Origin of the sequence: Alteromonas sp. 009811495, assembly GCF_028865455.1 — a bacterium.
GTDB lineage: Bacteria > Pseudomonadota > Gammaproteobacteria > Enterobacterales > Alteromonadaceae > Alteromonas.
This window is the reverse complement of record NZ_CP113972.1, coordinates 1,878,493-1,897,300: the sequence shown is the minus strand read 5'-3', so window position 1 is coordinate 1,897,300 and position 18,808 is coordinate 1,878,493. Positions and strand designations below refer to the sequence as shown.

Below are 18,808 nucleotides of genomic sequence, written 5' to 3'. Positions count from 1 at the left end.
AGTCGTTACCATGTACAAACGCAAGCTATATTTATTTGGGCTGCTATCTACCTTCATTCTTCTTATTGCGCTAGCAAGTGCCGCTGTTTCAGCACATCTAACGCGTACAAACTTGGCTCAAAGTCAGCTCGCTCAGTCGTTATTGTCTGAACATCAGCAACTTTCAAGCATCTCTTACCGATTGTTTAAGCAACTTACTGATGAGCTTATTTTTGGTAAAGATGCCAACCAAGCCAAAGTTCGCAATAAACAACAACTCATTAATCAGTCAATACTACGCATAAAGCAGCTGGAACTAGAGCAACGTGAAGCACTAGGCGAAGCTATTACCCAAGGCAGCGTTGAAGACACAGATGCGCTGGAGCAACTCATTCAAAGCATTGTCGATGAATTTAGGGCAATTTCACTAAGTAATGACAGTGCACCATTATATCAACAGCAACGTTTGCAAAACCTGCTCGAGATAACCATTGATAATCAATTTCGCGAGGCGATTAACTCTGCGGTAATACGTCAAACACGTGTAGTTTCAGACATAAATGCACGCATTGAAACGCTTAATTCAAGCATTGTATGGTTCACTATTAGTTTGGGGCTTATTACCTGCCCTTTCATACTGCTGGGGTGCTATTGGCTCTTCAACGCGCTATACCAACCGCTCACTATCATACGCACGGGCACCGACGCTATCGCGTCGGGAAATTACCAGTATCGACTACCAGAAACTCTCGACGATGAGTTTACCGATTTAGTGAAAGCATTAAACTCTATGATTGCCAGATTATCGGAACATGAAGATAAAGCCGCAGCGTATCGCAAGCAATTGGAGTTTGAAGTAGAAACTCGCACCCGAGCCTTGAAAGAAGCGAATAGTAAACTTACACAAATCGATGCTAAACGTCGTCAGTTTATGGCCGATGTAAGCCACGAACTACGAACACCACTTACGATTATTCGAGGCGAAGCACAAGTCACTCTGCGCCAGCACAGTGCTGACAATGATGTTTACAAGGAAACTCTGCAAACCATACTAGAGCAAGCGGTTAACTTAAGTAAACTTGTAGATGATCTCTTGCTACTTGCCCGTGCTGAAATGCATGAGTTTACACTCGACTTTTCGAAACACGATTTGCACGCATTACTTGCACAACAAGTTAGACTTTGGCAGAAAGTCACCAAGTCCCGTGAATTCATCTTAAACTGGACACTGCCTCAGCCCGTTGATGTCTTTATTGACGAGGGACGAATAATTCAAGCTCTCACCATATTGGTTGAAAACGCCCATAAATATTCTCGTGAACAAGAACCTATTGCGATAAACGTCAGCGCTTGTGAAAGCATGGTTTGTATCCATGTTGTCGATATTGGCGACGGAATATCGTCAAGCGATCTAGACCATATTTTTGAGCGCTTTGTTCGCCTAAAGAGAAAAGGTGACGGTATGGGCTTAGGACTTTCTATTGCAAAAGCAATTGCTGAAGCACATGGCGGGAAGCTAGAAGCCAAATCAACATTGGGTGAAGGCTCGACGTTTACTTTAATGTTACCGGCCGATTACAGTGGAGATGCGTGAGCATTGTATTTAGCAACAAGGAATTGGGACGAACGAGAGAGTAATGTGAAATGAAAATTTTAATTGCGGATGATGAAGCGCCGTTGTTACGTTTTTTATCTCGCGGCTTAACGGCCGAGGGATACGAATGTGTAGAGGAAAGCACGTTACACAATCTTGTTACTCGCATTCGACAAGAATCGCCTGCTATCGCTGTTTTAGACAGAATGTTTGGCGACGAAGACAGCGTGGAGTTACTCAGTACCATTAAAGCGATGCCCAATGCACCTATGGTGTTACTGCTCACAGCCGTTGATGACGTTAAAGAGCGGGTAAATGGGCTAAAACTTGGTGCAGACGACTATCTATGTAAACCGTTTGATTTTGATGAGCTGTTAGCCAGAATAACTGCACTTAGCCGCAGAGCGTCAGCCCCGCAGGACAGAGAACGTCGCGGGGTCGGCCCGCTCATTATTGATGAAGAGTCCAGAATTGCCACGTTAGAGGGTAAAGAATTATCCCTTACTAAGTTAGAATACGACACGCTCTATTACTTTGTTGAAAATGCCGGCAAGGTCCTTTCCAGAGAACGTATTTTAAGCCGCGTGTGGCGAAGCCATAGCGACCCGCTTACCAACGTTGTAGATGTCTACATAAGTCGCCTACGCCAAAAGCTTGCCCAATGTGAGTCCCTTCACATTGAAACATTAAGAGGCAACGGATACCGACTATCGCAAAAACAATAGCCTACCTTTTTGTACTAACAAAGTAGTTAAAAAGCGGCACACTTGTGTGTAAAGTGGAGGTTTCGAAGATCAACACGGATGTATTATGCCAGAACGCCTTCACCAACTAAGTACACCATCCTCGGCTACTGACGACACCTTAGAAAGTGAACCAAAGCAACATGTAGAAACAAAAGATATTGTTACGCCATATGCCTTTGGCGTGTCTGATTCACTACTTGGTACTCGATTAGCTACCCCTTTTCAACGTGGTGTAGCACAAGGTATCGACTTGTTTTTAGTTGTGGTACTGAGCTCTCTTAATGCATTTTTTCTAGCGGTTATCGCTACAGCCACATTTTATAAGGCGAGTAATAATTTGGCGCATAATCCAAAACGCGCAACCACGCGAGCGTTACTAAGAGTTGGTGGCGCTATTATATTGTTATGGACAGTGCTACTTGCACTTGATTTCGCATTTGAGGAGCCTGCTTATCAAGTAGACAATGAGTATTCAAGCTACGACGATAACACTGCAGATTCAATGGAAATTGAAAATGAGGAGGCCATTGTTGAAAGTACACCCTCTGCGACTTCAACCTACAGTATCATTGAATGGATAAAGGGGTTTATATCAGACCTCGGACTGGGTTTCGGCTGGGCAGCTCTGTATTACAGCGTGTTTACTGCATGGTTTAATGGAAAAACGCCCGGCAAACACATTATGAACATTCGTGTGCTTAAGCTTGATGGTAGCGGGCTCTCATTATGGGAAAGCTTCGGACGCTACGGCGGCTATGGTGCTGGTTTAGCAACTGGCTTACTAGGCTTTATGCAAATATATTGGGACCCTAATCGACAAGCTATTCAGGATAAAATATCTGAGACCTTAGTTATAAGCGCATCAAAATAAAAAATAGCCCAGTACACACTACTGGGCTAAGTGCTACCCTGAAGGCTTGGGAGTACCTGTTAAGGGCGCTAGGTGACCACATGTTTGAGGTCAAGGAGAACACACTGATGAATACTTTCGCATCCACATCTTTATAGTACTGCAGCCTCCTTTCGTTATCATTGGCGCAACATTAATAGAAGATTAATAGCGCATTAACCGATTCTGTGTCGCACAATTCCCGCTAATGTCACCACTGCAATGTCACATTGTATTGAACCTAAATGTTTTGCACACGTAAACATTCTATTAACTATACTTTGCATTACGTAAATGCCATCTAAAGCGCACTGTTTTTTATTGTGTGCTTTTTTACTACCTCGATTAGTAGCCGCCCACTAATCACAAACAAAGCAATGTTTGTCGCAGTCTGACAAAAAAGCCCGGAGATATTATGAAGATTTCGATGCGCGTAAATAATAATGAGCGCGAGCTTGAAGTAGACGGACAAACGCCGCTGCTTTGGGTTTTGCGCGATGAACTTAACATGACAGGCACAAAATATGGTTGTGGAAAAGCGCAATGCGGAGCCTGTACTGTTCATCTAAATGGTAATGCTGTTCGCTCTTGTGTCACGCCAATCAGTGCCGTTAACAACAGTTCTGTCACTACTATTGAAGGTATAGATAACAAAACAGCTGCTGCCGTAATGAAAGCATGGGAATCTTTGGATGTGCCGCAATGCGGTTTTTGTCAATCTGGGCAAGTAATGAGCGCTGTAGACTTACTAACGAAAAAGCCAAATCCAACAGATGAAGATATTGACGCGGGTATGGCAGGCAACCTTTGCAGGTGCGCCACTTATGTGCGCATACGTCAAGCCATTAAAAATGCTGCAGCTGAATTGGAGGCTTAAGAATGCATATGCCACAGGAAAAAACCGTTTTTGACCGCCGCCAGTTCTTAAAGGCAAGTGTCGGTATTGCCACAGGTCTGATAGTAGGCTTGTACCTACCTCTTCGTAACCGAGCCGTTGCCAGTCAAGATACGCCCATGCAACCCAATGCATATATTCACCTGAAACCCGACAACACCATTACGGTTTTGGTAAAACACATAGAAATTGGGCAAGGTGCATTTACCGGCATGGCTACCTTAATTGCTGATGAAATGGATGCAGATTGGTCACAAATGAAAGCTCAACATGCACCCGCGAATGCTGAATTGTATAAAAACTTGGCATTTGGCATACAAGGTGTTGGTGGTTCAACAGGGCTTGCAAACAGTTACATGCAGATGCGCAAAGCGGGTGCCATGATGCGCGATAGTCTGGTAAGAGCCACTGCAGATAAATGGAATGTGAGCCCTGACAGTATTGAGGTAACAAAAGGCGTTATACATCACAAAGCCTCGGGCAAAAGTGCTGTTTTTGGAGAGTTAGCAGAGGCCGCATCAAAAATTGAACCCAACCAAAATCCCGCTCTAAAGTCTCCTGAATCATTTATTTACATTGGTAAGCCAGTGCCAAAAATTGACACTACCGTTAAAACCAACGGCACAGCGCAATTTACACAGGATGTTCAACTACCTGATATGCGCTATGCGGCTGTTGCTCACCCTAGTCATTTTGGCGCAACGATCAAAGAGGTCGATGACTCGAAAGCTAAGAAGGTTGCCGGTGTTCTAGGCGTGCATAAAATCAGTAGCGGTGTTGCGGTAGTCGCTACTTCAACTTATGCGGCACTAAAAGGTAGAGACGCGCTTAAACTCACCTGGGATACAACGAAAGCGGAAACGCGTTCTACTGATGATATAACGCAAGAGTATGTGGATAAAACCACAACCACAGGAATAAAAGCGGCAAGTCACGGAGATACAACGACTGCACTCAAAAACGCACAAAGCACGTTTGAAGCCGTTTACACCTTTCCCTACCTTGCCCATACCCCTATGGAAACGCTGGATGCGGTAGTAAGAGCGAATAAAGATGGAACGGTTGAGGTTTGGATGGGTAGCCAAATGCAAACTGTTGACCAAGGAACGGTAGCATCTGTATTTGGCGTGAAGCCTGAATATGTTTCAATAAACACGCAATTAGGGGGTGGTACATTTGGTCGACGCGCCCAACCTACCAGTGGTTTTGCAAAAGAAGCTGCTGAAATAGCTAAAACGCAACCTAAAGGTACCCCAGTGAAACTAATGTGGACCAGAGAAAATGACGTGCAAGGGGGGCGCTATAGACCACTCACCGTTCATCGCGTGGTTACGGGAACCGACAACAAAGGCAATATCAACGCATGGCAGCATGTTATTGCCACTCAGTCTATTGTAGCGGGCTCGCCGTTTGAGCAAATGATTAAGGATGGTATTGACCCAACATCAGTGGAAGGTGCAAGTGATTTCCCCTACACCATCGCAAACCGTGATGTTTCATTGCATACCATGAGTAACCCTATCCCTGTACTGTGGTGGCGTTCGGTGGGGCATACTCACACGGCATACGTGGTCGAAACAGCCCTTGACCACGCCCTTTCTAGAACAGAAACCGATCCTATTGAAGGGCGCCGTGCACTGCTGAAAGATTCGCCGCGAGATTTGGGCGTATTAAATGCGGTGGTTAAACTTGCTGATAGTGCCGGAAAAACACCTGTGGGCCATGCCCGCGGCATTGCCGTGCATAAATCGTTTGGCACTTATGTTGCACAAATTGCTGAAGTTACCAAAACTGATGACGGCTTGGTGAAAGTAACGCGCGTTTGGTGTGCGGTAGATTGTGGACTGGCAGTAAACCCCGACATTGTGCGCGCACAAATGGAAGGTGGCATAGGGTTTGGTTTAGGCGCTATTCTCGAAGAAGAAATTACGCTAGGCAAAGGTGGTATGGTTGAGCAAAGTAACTATGACTCCTATCACCCATTGCGCATGCCATCTATGCCAGAAGTCGAGGTGGTTATCGTTCCATCAGGAGAATCTCCCACAGGTGTCGGAGAACCAGGCGTACCACCGATTGGTCCTGCTGTGGCCAACGCATGGCGTTCGCTAACGGGTCAAATGATCACCAACCTCCCGATGAACAAAGCGATCCGACGCGCCCAGGAGGCATCATGAACCCTATTAAAGTAACGCTGCTATTTATCACAATTACGCTGTTGGGTGCGACTTTGCTTGACCGAGTACACGCTCACAACCATAGTGCAGATGATGCCAGTTCATTAAAAGCACCTGAGGATTTTAAGCATTTATCTTCAGAGGAAGCTTATTCCAAAGCCGTATTCAAAGAACTGGGCAAAGTTATTCAGCATCCAAGATGTATTAACTGCCATGTTGAAGATGTACTATTGCAAGGTGACGACCAAAAACCACACATGCCACCTGTCGAGCGGGGCGTAGCGGATATTGGCGTACCCGGTATGATGTGCAGTACATGTCATGGCGCTGATAATGTGGATGTGAAAGAAGACTGGTCAATGCCCGGTCACGCACCTTGGAAAGCCGCACCCATCAAGCAAAAATGGCTGGGCAAATCGCTTAGCGAGATTTGTGCACAATTGAAAGATCCTGAACGCAATGGCGGAAAGTCGCTTGATGCCGTGGTTAAGCACATAGCCGAAGATGGCTTAGTGGGCTGGGGTTTTCATCCCGGTAAAGGTCGAGAAAAAGCGCCAGGAACGCAGGAAGAAGCTGGCGCATTAGCAAAGGCCTGGGTGAAATCTGGTGCGCATTGCCCATCTCAAAGCATGTAGTTTAGCGATATAACACAACACTGAAGGTCAGCTTACTATGGTTTACCCGTTGTGAGCTGACCTTATCATGTCGATATGCGGTATATCATCCTCGAGGTACATGTCAGACGTCGCCACAAAACCAAAGCTCTCGTAAAAGCCTTTTAAGTATTCTTGTGCACCTATTTCAATATCTTGACCTGGCCATAAGTTCTCACAATGCGCTATAGCACTTTGCATTAGCAGTTTACCTGCGCCCTTCCCTCTAAATGATTGACGCGTAGCCACACGCCCAATGCTTATAGACGGGTAACTTAAGCCGGCTGGTAAAAGTCGTGCACATGCCACTAACTCTTCGTCTTTAAAGCCCATTAAGTGGTGAGTTTCGCTGTGGCGGTCTTTTTCATCTAGTTCCGGATAAGGGCAATTTTGCTCCACAACAAACACGTCTACGCGCAACTTGAATAACTCGAACAATTGATTATTGCCCAGTTCGTCAAAAGTAAGTGCTTTCCATGTAACTGTCTTACCCGTAGCTTTTGTCTCCGTAGCTTTTACCCCAGGATCTACTGTCCTCATAACCGTATGACCTCACGCGTATTTTAGTAATTTTTTATAGCTTGATGATGCCTTACCCACTTAAATATTCAAGACACATTTTCCATAAGTGAAAAGCAAATGCGCTAAGTCTATTTTGCAACGTAATGCGTCTGTTTTAGCACTTAAAGCTCACTATTAAGCGCAATAAACTTATCAGCTAAATCATCGAGGGTTTCTTTGTATAATGGATCAGGTTTTACGACGTCTATTGGGCAGACTGCCACACAGGTTGGCGCATCATAATGACCTACACACTCGGTACAGCGAACAGGGTCAATTTCAAACACTTTTTCCCCCATACTAATGGCTTTATTCGGACATTCCGGCTCGCACATATCACAATTTATACAAGTCTCTAAAATTTTAAGCGCCACCTGTTACCCCTTTGCATACTGCTTGTCTTGTTTAAACGGATTGCGTGTATCAACGCCTTCGCTTAAGTTCCTTAACAATAATGCGTATGACAGGTCGACTTCAGATGGCACGGGTATTTTTACTTGATGACCTGAGCCTTTGGCATCGTCAATGGCATGGCCATTTTTGTCTAGCATGCTGTCCAGTATGAAATGCAAATTACCTTGTGGTGTCATCAACTCAAGTGAATGCCCCACACAAAACTTATTTTTTACGTCAACAATGGCAAAGCCGGTGGTTTCGCATCGCGATACCACTTCGCCCACAAACTGCTGCTTGTCACTTACCGAATGGCCATATTCGTAATTCTGGTACGCGTGATGAGCATGACGGCGAAGAAATCCTTCGGTGTATCCACGATGCGCGAGGGTCTCTAAACTGGCCATTAAGTTTATATCAAACGGCTTTCCCGCCACCGCATCGTCAATGGCCTTGCGATACACCTGTGCCGTTCTAGCGCAGTAATAATGTGATTTAGTTCGACCTTCTATTTTTAAACTGTGTACTCCCATTTGAGTAAGTCGCTCAACATGCTGAACTGCGCGCAGGTCTTTTGAATTCATGATGTAGGTGCCATGCTCATCTTCAAATGCAGGCATGAGTTCACCAGGCTTTTCTTTTTCCTCAAGCATGAACACGTTAGAGCTCGGCTCGCCGTCACCAAGCGTAGGAATGACAGCGTTTGGATCTACTTGAGTAACCCCTGCTTGAACAATCTCTCCCGTTTCATTCTCTTGTGCACCTTTTACGTCGTACGACCATCTGCACGCATTGGTGCAAGTCCCCTGATTGGGATCCCTTTTATTCATGTATCCCGACAGAAGACAGCGACCAGAGTAAGCCATACAAAGCGCGCCATGCACAAAGACTTCAAGCTCCATGTCAGGGACTTGCTCTCGAATTACCTCAATTTCTTCAAGCGACAATTCGCGCGACAAGATCACGCGCTCGATACCTTGTGTTTGCCAAAATTTTACCGTTGCATAGTTCACGGCATTTGCTTGAACGCTTAAGTGTATGGGCATTTCAGGATATGCTTCACGCACCAACATAATAAGCCCAGGGTCCGACATAATTAACGCATCTGGTTTCATTGCGATTACAGGGGCAATATCTTTAAGGTAGGTGTTAATTTTACTGTTATGAGGCGCAATATTACTGACCACGTAAAACTTTTTGCCCTTCGAGTGGGCCTCTTTTATACCAACTGCCAAATTTTCTAAGCTGAATTCGTTGTTCCTTACACGCAACGAATAGCGAGGCTGACCTGCATAGACAGCATCTGCACCATAGGCAAACGCATAACGCATATTGCGCAAGCTGCCTGCTGGGGCCAACAATTCGGGAACAGCTACAGGTGAAAGTGCTGATGAAGGTGAATTAACATTAGGTGTTTCAATTGACATAGGTAAACCGCTACTAGACGCTTTAAGTAAAAGCGGCGGATTCTATTGAGCGCTAGCACATTCAGCAATCGCTAGATAAGGCGGATTTGATGGAGATCAATAAAATAGTCGCACAACTAGTTTTTTGCGTTTAGGTAAGTGTTTTCTGCCAGTGCATTTTTTATATAGGTAATAAAAAGTTTTACTTTTTCTTGATTGTGGCGCCCCTCAAGACTAACGGCTTGAATAGGCAATACCGTGTCTTCATAGGTATCCAGTACTTTTACCAACTCCCCACTTGCGAGTTCCTCTGCCACTTGATAAGACATGCATCGCGTTACGCCAAATCCGCGCTTAACCGCGTTAATTGCGCTTCTATTCTGATTACACTGATACCGCGGTTTTAGCTTTACGGTTATCGGTTTTTCGTTCGTGTGGTAAGTCCACACGGCGGGCTCATTAAAACGGGTGGGATACACAATAGTATGCTGTTTCAAATCTTCAGGCGTAATTATAGGGCTATTCTCTTGCAAATAGTGAGGCGAAGCGCAGGTCACTCGGCCAACAAAACCCACTGTTGTTGCAAATAATGACGAATCTTTAGGCTTACCGATGCGAATGGCCACATCGATATTATGCTCTATCAAATCCACGATATTGTCATACATAAATCCATTAACCGACACATCGGGAAAATCCTGTAAAAACGAGGCAATTATGGGCGTTACATAGCGCTCGCCAAATAAAATAGGCGCAGTAACGTTCAGTACGCCACTGGGTTTTATTTGAATACCCGCCACTTGTGCTTCTATATGATCGATGTCTTCAAGGATCCGCTTTGCGTGAGTGAGATACTGCCCTCCCGCTTCGGTTAAACGAATTCGCCGTGTCGTTCGATGAAACAGCTTCGTATTCAGCGATTGTTCAAGCCAAGACACTGCTCGAGTTACCGCTGGCGCAGAAATAGTCAGGGCTTCGGCCGCTAACACAAAACTATTGTGTGCTTCGACAGTAACAAACACTCTCATTGCAAATAGCTTGTCCATCGTTCTCTCCCGTCACTTTTCGTCACTCACAAACCAACTATTACAGATAATGAAATAATAACTTTCAAAAATACACAATTATTTTCCAATGAATTAGCAATATCCTTATCACATGAACCTAGTAGTACCCGCCGTCTAATCTGGCAAGGTGCTACGCGCCCAGATGACTTTGTAAGCCTATCTGAACTTGAACTTTAACCCGTAAACGAGGACGAACTTATGTCTACTAATACAGTTTCACCTATCACCCTTTATCAAAATATCAAATCTGGACACTGCCATAAGGTGTCCTTATTTATGCATCTCATCGATGTGCCTTTTACTACCGTAGAGCCCAATATGGGCAGAGGCGAACACAAAGGTGATGCATTTTTAGCAATGAATCCATTTGGTCAGGTCCCTGTTATTCAAGATGGTGGCATTACGCTATCAGACTCCAACGCCATTCTTAGTTACTTAGCGAGCGCATATACTTCAGCGCCTTCAACGTGGTTAGGGGAAACACCACAAGAAATCGCGGCCATTCAGCGTTGGTTTTCAGTTTCTGCAGGTGAACTCGCACGCGGACCAGCCGCAGCACGACTAGAGTATGTATTTGGTGCAACTATTGATGTTGAACGTGTACTCGCCACTTCGGTTTCATTGTTGACGACTATGGAGCGCCATTTGGCAGAGCAAAACGAAAAGTACCTGGTAAGTAATCGATTAACTGCAGCAGATATCGCGATGTACAGTTATATTGCTCACGCTCCAGAAGGTGGCGTTTCATTAGTTAACTACCCCAATATCAATGCGTGGATTGGCAACATTCAAGCGTTACCTGGCTTTGTTGCTATGCCGAGTTCAGAAATTGCAGAAGCTCGAGTATAAATTATGAAAACGCCTCATTCTTCAGACAGTTTAGTACCCGTGTTTCACGAGGGCGAAGTGTTTGCGCAAGATACGTTAGGGATCTCCAAAACGATAGCGCAACGAACACAAGGCTTTATTCGCCCCTTTATGCCAGCCCAGCACAGAGCATTTTTTGAATCCGGGCCATTAATGATGGTAGGACTACTCGACCAATCTGGTCACCCTGTCGCGTTACCTGTCTGGGGAGATGAGGGGTTCGTTCGCTCACCTTCTGAAACGCGCTTGCAACTTGGCTTGTCTCAGAGCGCCTTTGCGTTAATCGATACGCTACTGGGTCTTGATGTTAACACTGGCAGTAAAATAGGCATACTTGGATTAGAGCTTGCGACCCGAAGACGTAATAGGCTCAATGGCGTAATAAGCCACCTAAAGGGGAGTGATATTCATGTATCTGTTGAGCAGAGTTTTGGTAACTGCCCACAGTATATTCATACCAGAGACACGCAAAAAGTCAGTAACTCAGGCGCTTTGCAGAAAGTAACTCACAAAAATGTTCAACGGTACAACGGCCTCACTACTCATCTGCAACAGGTGGTGTCAACGGCTGAAACCTTTTATATTGCATCGCGTCACGCTACACTCGGGCATAATTCAAATGAAGGTATAGACGTGTCTCACCGCGGTGGAAAGCCGGGTTTTATTAACGTTGAGGCTAATTCATTGCTAACACCTGATTTTAGCGGAAACAAGTTTTTCAACACCATAGGCAATATTGTACTAGATGGACGTGTGGGGTTATGCTTTTTTGAAAACACGACGGGGACGCTTCACTTTATACAAGGTAATGCCACTGTCATTTGGGAAACGGACACGCTGCCTGACTTTGACGGCGCTGAACGCTTTATTCACATCACTGTTGAAAACGCAATAAGCATAGATAACCTCTACCCTTTCCGACACGAGGTCATCACACGCTCACCTGCCGTTGATAGCACTGGCGTGTGGTGAGGCGTAGTTATCATATTGCTTATCAGCTTAGCGTGATGTTTTTTTTCGATTGGCTAAACAAAAGCAAAGTGCAAGTGCAAAAAGCCCAAGGGTTGATGGCGAACTCACCGCATGAGTCACGATCGTAAGGTAGCCAATGTCAGCAAATGAAGCGATTGTTGTGTTACTTATCGTGGTAGGAACCGGCCCTAAATAGCCTGTCATGAGATCAGACGCGCCACCAGGCCAACCTTCATCCCAATGGCCGTTTGCGGTACCGGGTCCACCATCTAATTCCACAGGCACAAAATCTGCACCTGAGTCAAATTCTTGCCGATAGATATCAAGGGCATATTCGCCAGTGTAACGACCTGAGCCCTGTACGTAGACATTCTGCGTGCCAGGAAAATACCGTCCCGCATCCCACAATGTACCAAAGCCAATGACATGCGCCATTTCATGTACAACAACATCAAATAATAGATTTGCCCGCTCAAGTGCATCAAGGTCGGCTGTATCGAAGCGCATAGTACCGCGCGTGGTGTAAATGATCCCTACGTCAAGCGCCTGTGCGATTGAGCTTGGCCCCGCTGAGCCCAGCACATTTCCAACGCCATCGATGTTTTCACCACTGGCAGAAATAACCAAATTAAGGTTAAACGCGCTTTGCACACCTGGCAGTACGAATTCCCAAAAGTTTACAGCATCATCGAAAATATCGGCTTGAGAGGACGATAAACCTCCCACATTGTTCACTGTAATGTTAAAGAAACCCGCCATGCTCTGCGTGCTTACAAACAGCATGGCAAAAAGGAAAGAGCGAATACTCGACATACAAAAGCGCATACTGGCCAGCCTCAGGAAATTCACGGTGAATTGCTTATCTAGTTATAGACAAGATTGTTGGATTGCGAAACTACACGTAGTTAGATTCGAACTAAAGTCGAAAATGATTAACGTTATATCTCGATGATGAATCGCGCCACTTTGATATCGCCTACCTCTATGGTTGAATCAAGCACACCACCCACTGATTTGATCATGTTTTGCGATGCGTGATTATCAAAGTAACAATGAACATGTAATTGACTGTTATTGGCGTGGCCAATATGGCGTGATTTTGCTATTTCACATGTCCATCTTAGCAGCAGTGTGCTCAAGCCTTTGCCACGGGCACTTGGCCTGATTCCTAAGCCGATATGACCGCCCACATGGGCTATTTCGGCATTCAGACGCTGTCTAAGGTTAGACACACCTAGCAAGGTGTTGCCACGCACTAACCAGAATGTAGCACTGTCTACATACCCTTTAGGGAGATCAACACCTAATCGAAAGGCTTCTAAACGGTCAAGATAATGGTTAAAGTCTGACGCATCGAGATCTAACACAAACGGATAGCGCTCTTCATCGCCTAACTCAGCAATGTATTCACGATAGCTAGATTCAAAGCGCGCAGACGGCGTAACCAATTGATACGTCACGCCATCAATACACGACTGTTTTAAGAATTCAGACACGCTCATCGACTCAATCAATTACCACGTAAGATCGTCAGGAATTTCATAGTCTGCGTACCAATCGTCCTCGTCTTCATCTTTACCATCGTTACCACTCTTATCAAGGTCAGCGCGGTAAATCACAGAACTTGCATCGCGCTGGGCAATTTTGTCAGCCACCGGCGTAGGAACAAGTTCATAGGCATCATCAAGTAACACTACGGTTAAACGCCCTTTTGTCACTTGTTTATGCATTTCTTCACTCACGTACATACGCTTTACCACGTTGTCATGAGTGAAGTTCAACACAGTGTCGCCTTTACGGTCTTGCTTATTAACGGTAATTAATTGACGAACTTGTGCCGCTATAGAGCGTTTTTCACGCTCTTGCTGCTGAAGCTGGTTTAATTCGCGCGAACGCGCTTTCTTTTCTTCAGCTGCTTGTTGGGCCGCGATAGTGGCTTCATCTACCACGGGCTGCTTTTGTTTGTTCTTTTGCTTCTGCTTTTTGCGTTTGTCTGCGCGTGCTTGCTTTGCTGTCGCTTTATCTGCTAAACCAGCTTTAAGCAATTGGTCTTGTAATGAGGCCATGCTTTTTCTCTACTACGTAAACGTTTTTAGTATTGTACAACGTTTTGGTTACTCGCAAAAAGCCCGAGAAAAACTCGGGCTTTGTAAGAGCGTGTTAACAAGCTAAATGCTTATTTTTTCTTTGCTTTGGGTTTTGCAGCTGGCTTCTTGGCCGCTTGCTCCTGCCACTTACCATCGTCGTACCACGCCGACCAACCTGTTGCTTTGCCATTTTCGTTTTCAGACATAACATACTGTTGTTTGGTTTTTCTGCTATAACGCACGATAGCAGCATTGCCGTCAGGGTCGGTTTTTGGCGCATCTGCCAGATAGTAGAACTTCGGTGAAATTCTATCTCTAAAGCGTGCTAACTCTTCCACTTTTGGCGCGCGTGTCTCACGCGATTTAGGGAAGTTATGTGCAGCTAGGAAAATACCTGAAGCGCCGTCTCGCAACATAAAGTGCGCGTCTGACTTTTCGCACGGCAATTCCGGTAAATCAACAGGATCTTCTTTAGGTGGCGCGGCTTCGCCGTTGCGCAGCAATTTACGCGTGTTCTTACATTCTTCGTTAGTACACCCGAAATACTTACCGAATCGACCGTTTTTAAGCTCCATATCGCTGCCGCATTTATCACACTCGATAATGGGCCCGTCATACCCTTTAATTTTAAAGGTGCCGGTTTCAACTAATGTGCCATCACACGTAGGCGTGTTACCACAGACATGAAGCTTACGCGTTTCATCAACAAGGTAGCTGTCCATTGCGGTTCCACACTTAGGGCAACGCTTTTTAGAACGAAGTGCTTCTGTTTCCAGCTCTTCTTCATCATCAACCTTCACCACTTCATCACCTGGTGTAAGGTTCATGGTATTAGTACAACGCTCCTTCGGCGGCAGATTGTAGCCAGAACAGCCCAAGAATACCCCTGTTGAAGCTGTTCGCACATTCATTTCTCGGCCACACTTGTCACACTCTATGCCCGCAGGTACAGCTTGATTTAAGCGCATACCGCCTTCTTCAGGGTCTTTTTCAGCGTTTAGCAACTTGCCATAAAAACCGCTGTAGAAGTCGTTCAGTACGTCTTTCCAATCTTTATTGCCTTCTGCAATATCATCAAGCTGTTGCTCCATGTTTGCAGTAAAGTCGTAGCTCATCAAATCGTCGAAGTTTTCCATTAGACGATCGTTAACGATTTCACCCATTTTCTCTGCGTAGAAACGTTTATTTTCTAAACGAACGTAACCGCGATCTTGAATAGTTGAAATAATGCTAGCGTAAGTAGAAGGACGCCCGATACCACGCTTTTCCAACTCTTTAACCAACGACGCTTCGTTAAAGCGTGCAACTGGCTTGGTAAAATGCTGTTTAGGATCAAGCGCTTTCAAGTTAAGCACGTCGCCTTTTTGCACATCAGGCAACATTAATTCTTCATCGCCCTTCTTGCGAAGCTGTGGCTGTACACGTGTCCAACCATCAAACTTAAGCACACGGCCTTTTGCAGTTAATTCATAGTCACCTGCAGCAACCTTAATGGTTGTTGCATCATACTTAGCTGGTGTCATTTGACACGCCACAAATTGACGCCAAATCAATTCATATAAACGCTGTGCATCGCGTTCCATGTCACCTAAGCTTGCAGCGCTAATACTTACATTCGATGGACGAATAGCTTCGTGCGCTTCCTGAGCCCCCTCTTTGCTGCCGTAGCGAATGGGTGAGTCAGGCAAATATTTGTTGCCAAAATTATCTGAGATATAAGCACGTGCACTATCCAGTGCTTCTTGGCTCAAATTAGTCGAATCGGTACGCATATACGTGATGTAGCCAGCTTCATAAAGTCGCTGCGCCATCATCATGGTTTTCTTAACACCAAAGCCTAAACGCGTACTTGCGGCTTGTTGCAATGTCGAGGTAATAAACGGTGCAGAAGGACGGCTTTGTGTAGGCTTCGACTCACGGCTTTCAACGGTATAGTTCGCCCCCTCTAAGGCGGCCAGTGCCTTATCAGTTTCGGCCTTATTTTTAGGCTTAAACGCATTCCCTTGATGCTTGGCAACCAGCATGCGAAGGGCCGCTTTTTCCTTACTTGTTAAGTCGGCATGTACATCCCAGAACTCTTCAGGAACAAAGGCTTTAATCTCGCGCTCGCGCTCAACAACCAAGCGAACTGCAACCGACTGAACGCGTCCAGCGGAAAGGCCGCGCGCAATTTTTTTCCACAGCAGCGGAGACACCATAAAGCCGACAACGCGGTCTAAGAATCGACGAGCTTGTTGGGCGTTAACCCGAGAAATGTTGAGCTCACCTGGGTCTGAAAACGCATCTTGAATGGCATTCTTAGTGATTTCGTTGAATACCACACGCTGATAGGTCTTATCTTTTTTGCCTAGCAACTCTTGCAAGTGCCATGCAATCGCCTCTCCCTCGCGATCCAAATCGGTTGCGAGATAGATAGTGTCAGCATCTTTAGCCAGCTTTTTAAGCTCATTAACGACTTTTTCTTTGCCTTGTAGCACCTGATAGTGTGCTTTCCAGTCTTTCTCTGGATCGACACCCATTCTGTCTACAAGTTTTAAATATTCGTGTCGGCGAAGGTATTCTTGTCTCTCGTCTTCGCTTAAAGTTTTGAGTTCTTTTGCTGGTTTTTTAGGCTCTACTTTGCCTAAAGCCTTCGTTGGAAGATCTCGCACGTGGCCAACCGAACTTTTTACGATAAAATTTTTGCCAAGATATTTATTTATCGTTTTCGCTTTGGCTGGTGACTCGACTATGACCAGTGATTTTGCCATATAATTGAACTAAACCTATTGATTTTAAATGACTTATTACGTCAAATACTGAAAATTGGAGCAACCTTGCACTATATATAGGGTACTCGCTCTTTTTTAACATATATCTACAAAGTGAATGGAAAACAAGATCTTCTTCATACTTATTCTTTCTACTGCTTTAAACGCGCACAAAAACCGTTCAAATTTTAACCACCTTGATTGGCATTGCCTTTAAAAGCCGTATAATGCCAGCCATTACAACCTAGCATGCGTCAACGCAACCGTGCGCTTTTGCATTGAAGTTTGACACATCTAACCTAAGCCTACTGGGCAATAAAAGTGCATCATTTGTCTTTCCTATCGCCTTAGCAGCATAGAAGCCAAATGAGAAAACACCAAAAATGAGGGAATGTATGAAGCAGTTTGAAGTCAATTTTGATGGCCTTGTTGGCCCTACCCATAACTACGCTGGCTTATCATTTGGTAATGTTGCTTCTTTGAACAATGCAAATGCTGTAAGTAGCCCAAAGCAAGCCGCCAAGCAAGGACTTGCTAAAGCAAAAGCGCTAGCAGATATGGGAATGGTTCAAGGGGTTTTAGCGCCGCAAGAACGCCCAGATATTGCCGCATTGCGCAGATTAGGCTTTACAGGCTCTGATGCACGAGTGCTTGAAAGCGCTGCAAAGCAATCTCGCGAGATTTTCTTAGCATGTTGCTCTGCTAGTAGTATGTGGACTGCAAATGCTGCTACGGTGTCTCCTAGCGCCGATACTTCCGATGGACGGGTGCACTTTACCCCTGCAAACTTAACAAACAAGTTTCACCGTTCATTAGAGCCACAAGTCACGGGTAATATTCTGCGCGGGACCTTTGCGAACGAAAAGCATTTTGCACATCACCAGCACTTACCTGACAATGAACATTTCGGTGATGAAGGTGCCGCTAACCATACGCGTTTATGCAGCAACTACGGCCAAGCCGGTGTTGAGCTATTTGTATATGGCCGTCACGCATTTGACACCAGCAAGCCTGCACCTAAAAAATTCCCAGCCCGTCAAACACTTGAAGCTTGCCAAGCCGTTGCGCGCTTGCATGGTCTAGATGATGATGGCGTTGTTTACATGCAGCAAAACCCTGATGTTATCGACCAAGGTGTTTTCCACAATGACGTTATTGCGGTGGGTAACCAAAACGTATTGTTTTTCCACGAACAAGCGTTCTATCAAAAAGAAGCGGGCCTAAAAGAGCTACAGGCGAAATTTGGTGATGAGCCACTGCATTTCATTGAAGTCCCCACCGATGAAGTGTCGGTATTAGACGCCGTGAAGACGTATTTATTTAACACACAAATAATTACGCTACCAAGTGGCGAAATGACTATTATTGCGCCGACAGAGTGTGAAGAAAATGACGCGGTTAAGCGTTATTTAGACAAGCTTGTCACACTAGGCACACCAATTACGTCGGTAAATTATTTCGATGTTAAACAAAGTATGCGTAATGGTGGTGGTCCTGCTTGTTTGCGCTTGCGCGTTGCGATGAATGACCAAGAGTTGGCAGCGGTTAACCAAAATACATTAATTAACGACGCACAATTTGCACGATTAAATGCGTGGGTAGATAAACACTATCGCGATCAGCTGAGTGAAGATGACTTGCGTGATCCGCAGTTACTTATTGAGTCACGTACTGCACTTGATGAGCTAACACAGCTATTGAAACTCGGCTCTGTTTACCCATTCCAGCAAGGGTAAAATAAGGGAAAAGATAAACCAAACGTAAAAGCCGGCTTC

The 18,808-nt window shown here is 45.3% G+C and carries 17 protein-coding genes; 9 read left to right on the top strand and 8 right to left on the bottom strand.

The window, feature by feature from the left end; all coding sequences use genetic code 11:
• Positions 1-10: 10 nt before the first annotated feature.
• The 6 genes from OZ660_RS08610 to OZ660_RS08585 all read left to right on the top strand — a co-directional run bounded on the left by OZ660_RS08610 (position 11) and on the right by OZ660_RS08585 (position 6,912).
• A complete protein-coding gene (locus OZ660_RS08610) occupies positions 11-1,573 on the top strand; it encodes a sensor histidine kinase (protein WP_274743222.1) in 1,563 nt (520 codons plus the stop codon).
• Positions 1,574-1,623: 50 nt separating this feature from the next.
• Positions 1,624-2,298, top strand: a complete 675-nt coding sequence (locus OZ660_RS08605) for a response regulator transcription factor (RefSeq protein ID WP_274743221.1) — start codon at positions 1,624-1,626, stop codon at positions 2,296-2,298.
• Positions 2,299-2,383: 85 nt separating this feature from the next.
• A complete protein-coding gene (locus tag OZ660_RS08600) occupies positions 2,384-3,190 on the top strand; it encodes an RDD family protein (protein ID WP_274743220.1) in 807 nt (268 codons plus the stop codon).
• A 433-nt stretch (positions 3,191-3,623) separates the two neighbouring features.
• A complete protein-coding gene (locus OZ660_RS08595) occupies positions 3,624-4,085 on the top strand; it encodes a (2Fe-2S)-binding protein (protein WP_159624962.1) in 462 nt (153 codons plus the stop codon).
• Positions 4,086-4,087: 2 nt separating this feature from the next.
• On the top strand, positions 4,088-6,277 hold the full coding sequence (locus OZ660_RS08590) for a xanthine dehydrogenase family protein molybdopterin-binding subunit (protein ID WP_274743219.1): 2,190 nt from the start codon (positions 4,088-4,090) through the stop codon (positions 6,275-6,277).
• Positions 6,274-6,912, top strand: a complete 639-nt coding sequence (locus OZ660_RS08585) for a hypothetical protein (protein ID WP_274743218.1) — start codon at positions 6,274-6,276, stop codon at positions 6,910-6,912. The genes OZ660_RS08590 and OZ660_RS08585 overlap by 4 nt, the downstream gene beginning before the upstream one ends.
• A 42-nt stretch (positions 6,913-6,954) precedes the next feature.
• Here OZ660_RS08585 and OZ660_RS08580 read toward each other — a convergent pair whose 3' ends face one another.
• The 4 genes from OZ660_RS08580 to OZ660_RS08565 all read right to left on the bottom strand — a co-directional run bounded on the left by OZ660_RS08580 (position 6,955) and on the right by OZ660_RS08565 (position 10,336).
• Positions 6,955-7,470 carry a GNAT family N-acetyltransferase gene (locus OZ660_RS08580; RefSeq protein WP_274743217.1) on the bottom strand — a complete coding sequence of 172 codons (516 nt, stop codon included), beginning with the start codon at positions 7,468-7,470 and terminating at the stop codon, positions 6,955-6,957.
• A 143-nt stretch (positions 7,471-7,613) separates the two neighbouring features.
• On the bottom strand, positions 7,614-7,865 hold the full coding sequence (locus tag OZ660_RS08575) for a YfhL family 4Fe-4S dicluster ferredoxin (protein WP_274743216.1): 252 nt from the start codon (positions 7,863-7,865) through the stop codon (positions 7,614-7,616).
• A gap of 3 nt (positions 7,866-7,868) precedes the next feature.
• Positions 7,869-9,311: a prephenate-dependent tRNA uridine(34) hydroxylase TrhP gene (trhP, locus tag OZ660_RS08570; protein WP_274743215.1), complete on the bottom strand. Its 1,443-nt coding sequence runs from the start codon at positions 9,309-9,311 to the stop codon at positions 7,869-7,871.
• A gap of 116 nt (positions 9,312-9,427) precedes the next feature.
• Positions 9,428-10,336: a LysR family transcriptional regulator gene (locus OZ660_RS08565; protein ID WP_274743214.1), complete on the bottom strand. Its 909-nt coding sequence runs from the start codon at positions 10,334-10,336 to the stop codon at positions 9,428-9,430.
• A 219-nt stretch (positions 10,337-10,555) separates the two neighbouring features.
• On the opposite strand from OZ660_RS08565, the gene OZ660_RS08560 reads away from it, so the two are divergent.
• Together OZ660_RS08560 and OZ660_RS08555 are read left to right on the top strand one after the other, a co-directional pair.
• Complete coding sequence (locus tag OZ660_RS08560) at positions 10,556-11,206, top strand: glutathione S-transferase family protein (RefSeq protein WP_274743213.1); 651 nt, start codon at positions 10,556-10,558, stop codon at positions 11,204-11,206.
• Between the two features lie 3 nt (positions 11,207-11,209).
• On the top strand, positions 11,210-12,196 hold the full coding sequence (locus OZ660_RS08555; protein WP_274743212.1) for a pyridoxamine 5'-phosphate oxidase family protein: 987 nt from the start codon (positions 11,210-11,212) through the stop codon (positions 12,194-12,196).
• Positions 12,197-12,223: 27 nt separating this feature from the next.
• On the opposite strand, the gene OZ660_RS08550 is transcribed toward OZ660_RS08555, so the two are convergent.
• The 4 genes from OZ660_RS08550 to topA form a co-directional block, all read right to left on the bottom strand.
• Complete coding sequence (locus tag OZ660_RS08550; protein WP_274743211.1) at positions 12,224-13,009, bottom strand: leishmanolysin-related zinc metalloendopeptidase; 786 nt, start codon at positions 13,007-13,009, stop codon at positions 12,224-12,226.
• A gap of 125 nt (positions 13,010-13,134) precedes the next feature.
• Positions 13,135-13,692 carry a GNAT family N-acetyltransferase gene (locus OZ660_RS08545; RefSeq protein WP_274743210.1) on the bottom strand — a complete coding sequence of 186 codons (558 nt, stop codon included), beginning with the start codon at positions 13,690-13,692 and terminating at the stop codon, positions 13,135-13,137.
• Between the two features lie 18 nt (positions 13,693-13,710).
• Positions 13,711-14,262, bottom strand: coding sequence for a DUF2058 domain-containing protein (locus OZ660_RS08540; protein WP_202265247.1), 552 nt, complete (start codon positions 14,260-14,262; stop codon positions 13,711-13,713).
• A gap of 110 nt (positions 14,263-14,372) precedes the next feature.
• Positions 14,373-17,033, bottom strand: coding sequence for a type I DNA topoisomerase (topA, locus tag OZ660_RS08535; protein WP_274743209.1), 2,661 nt, complete (start codon positions 17,031-17,033; stop codon positions 14,373-14,375).
• A 395-nt stretch (positions 17,034-17,428) separates the two neighbouring features.
• On the opposite strand from topA, the gene astB reads away from it, so the two are divergent.
• Entirely contained in the window at positions 17,429-18,769 is a 1,341-nt protein-coding gene (gene astB / locus OZ660_RS08530; RefSeq protein WP_274743208.1) for an N-succinylarginine dihydrolase, read from the top strand.
• Positions 18,770-18,808 lie beyond the last annotated feature (39 nt).

Coding starts and splice junctions, on each gene's coding strand:
- OZ660_RS08610 (WP_274743222.1), top strand. CDS start 11: ATGTACAAACGCAAGCTATATTTATTTGGGCTGCTATCTACCTTCATT.
- OZ660_RS08605 (WP_274743221.1), top strand. CDS start 1,624: ATGAAAATTTTAATTGCGGATGATGAAGCGCCGTTGTTACGTTTTTTA.
- OZ660_RS08600 (WP_274743220.1), top strand. CDS start 2,384: ATGCCAGAACGCCTTCACCAACTAAGTACACCATCCTCGGCTACTGAC.
- OZ660_RS08595 (WP_159624962.1), top strand. CDS start 3,624: ATGAAGATTTCGATGCGCGTAAATAATAATGAGCGCGAGCTTGAAGTA.
- OZ660_RS08590 (WP_274743219.1), top strand. CDS start 4,088: ATGCATATGCCACAGGAAAAAACCGTTTTTGACCGCCGCCAGTTCTTA.
- OZ660_RS08585 (WP_274743218.1), top strand. CDS start 6,274: ATGAACCCTATTAAAGTAACGCTGCTATTTATCACAATTACGCTGTTG.
- OZ660_RS08580 (WP_274743217.1), bottom strand. CDS start 7,470: ATGAGGACAGTAGATCCTGGGGTAAAAGCTACGGAGACAAAAGCTACG.
- trhP (WP_274743215.1), bottom strand. CDS start 9,311: ATGTCAATTGAAACACCTAATGTTAATTCACCTTCATCAGCACTTTCA.
- OZ660_RS08565 (WP_274743214.1), bottom strand. CDS start 10,336: ATGGACAAGCTATTTGCAATGAGAGTGTTTGTTACTGTCGAAGCACAC.
- OZ660_RS08560 (WP_274743213.1), top strand. CDS start 10,556: ATGTCTACTAATACAGTTTCACCTATCACCCTTTATCAAAATATCAAA.
- OZ660_RS08555 (WP_274743212.1), top strand. CDS start 11,210: ATGAAAACGCCTCATTCTTCAGACAGTTTAGTACCCGTGTTTCACGAG.
- OZ660_RS08550 (WP_274743211.1), bottom strand. CDS start 13,009: ATGTCGAGTATTCGCTCTTTCCTTTTTGCCATGCTGTTTGTAAGCACG.
- OZ660_RS08540 (WP_202265247.1), bottom strand. CDS start 14,262: ATGGCCTCATTACAAGACCAATTGCTTAAAGCTGGTTTAGCAGATAAA.
- topA (WP_274743209.1), bottom strand. CDS start 17,033: ATGGCAAAATCACTGGTCATAGTCGAGTCACCAGCCAAAGCGAAAACG.
- astB (WP_274743208.1), top strand. CDS start 17,429: ATGAAGCAGTTTGAAGTCAATTTTGATGGCCTTGTTGGCCCTACCCAT.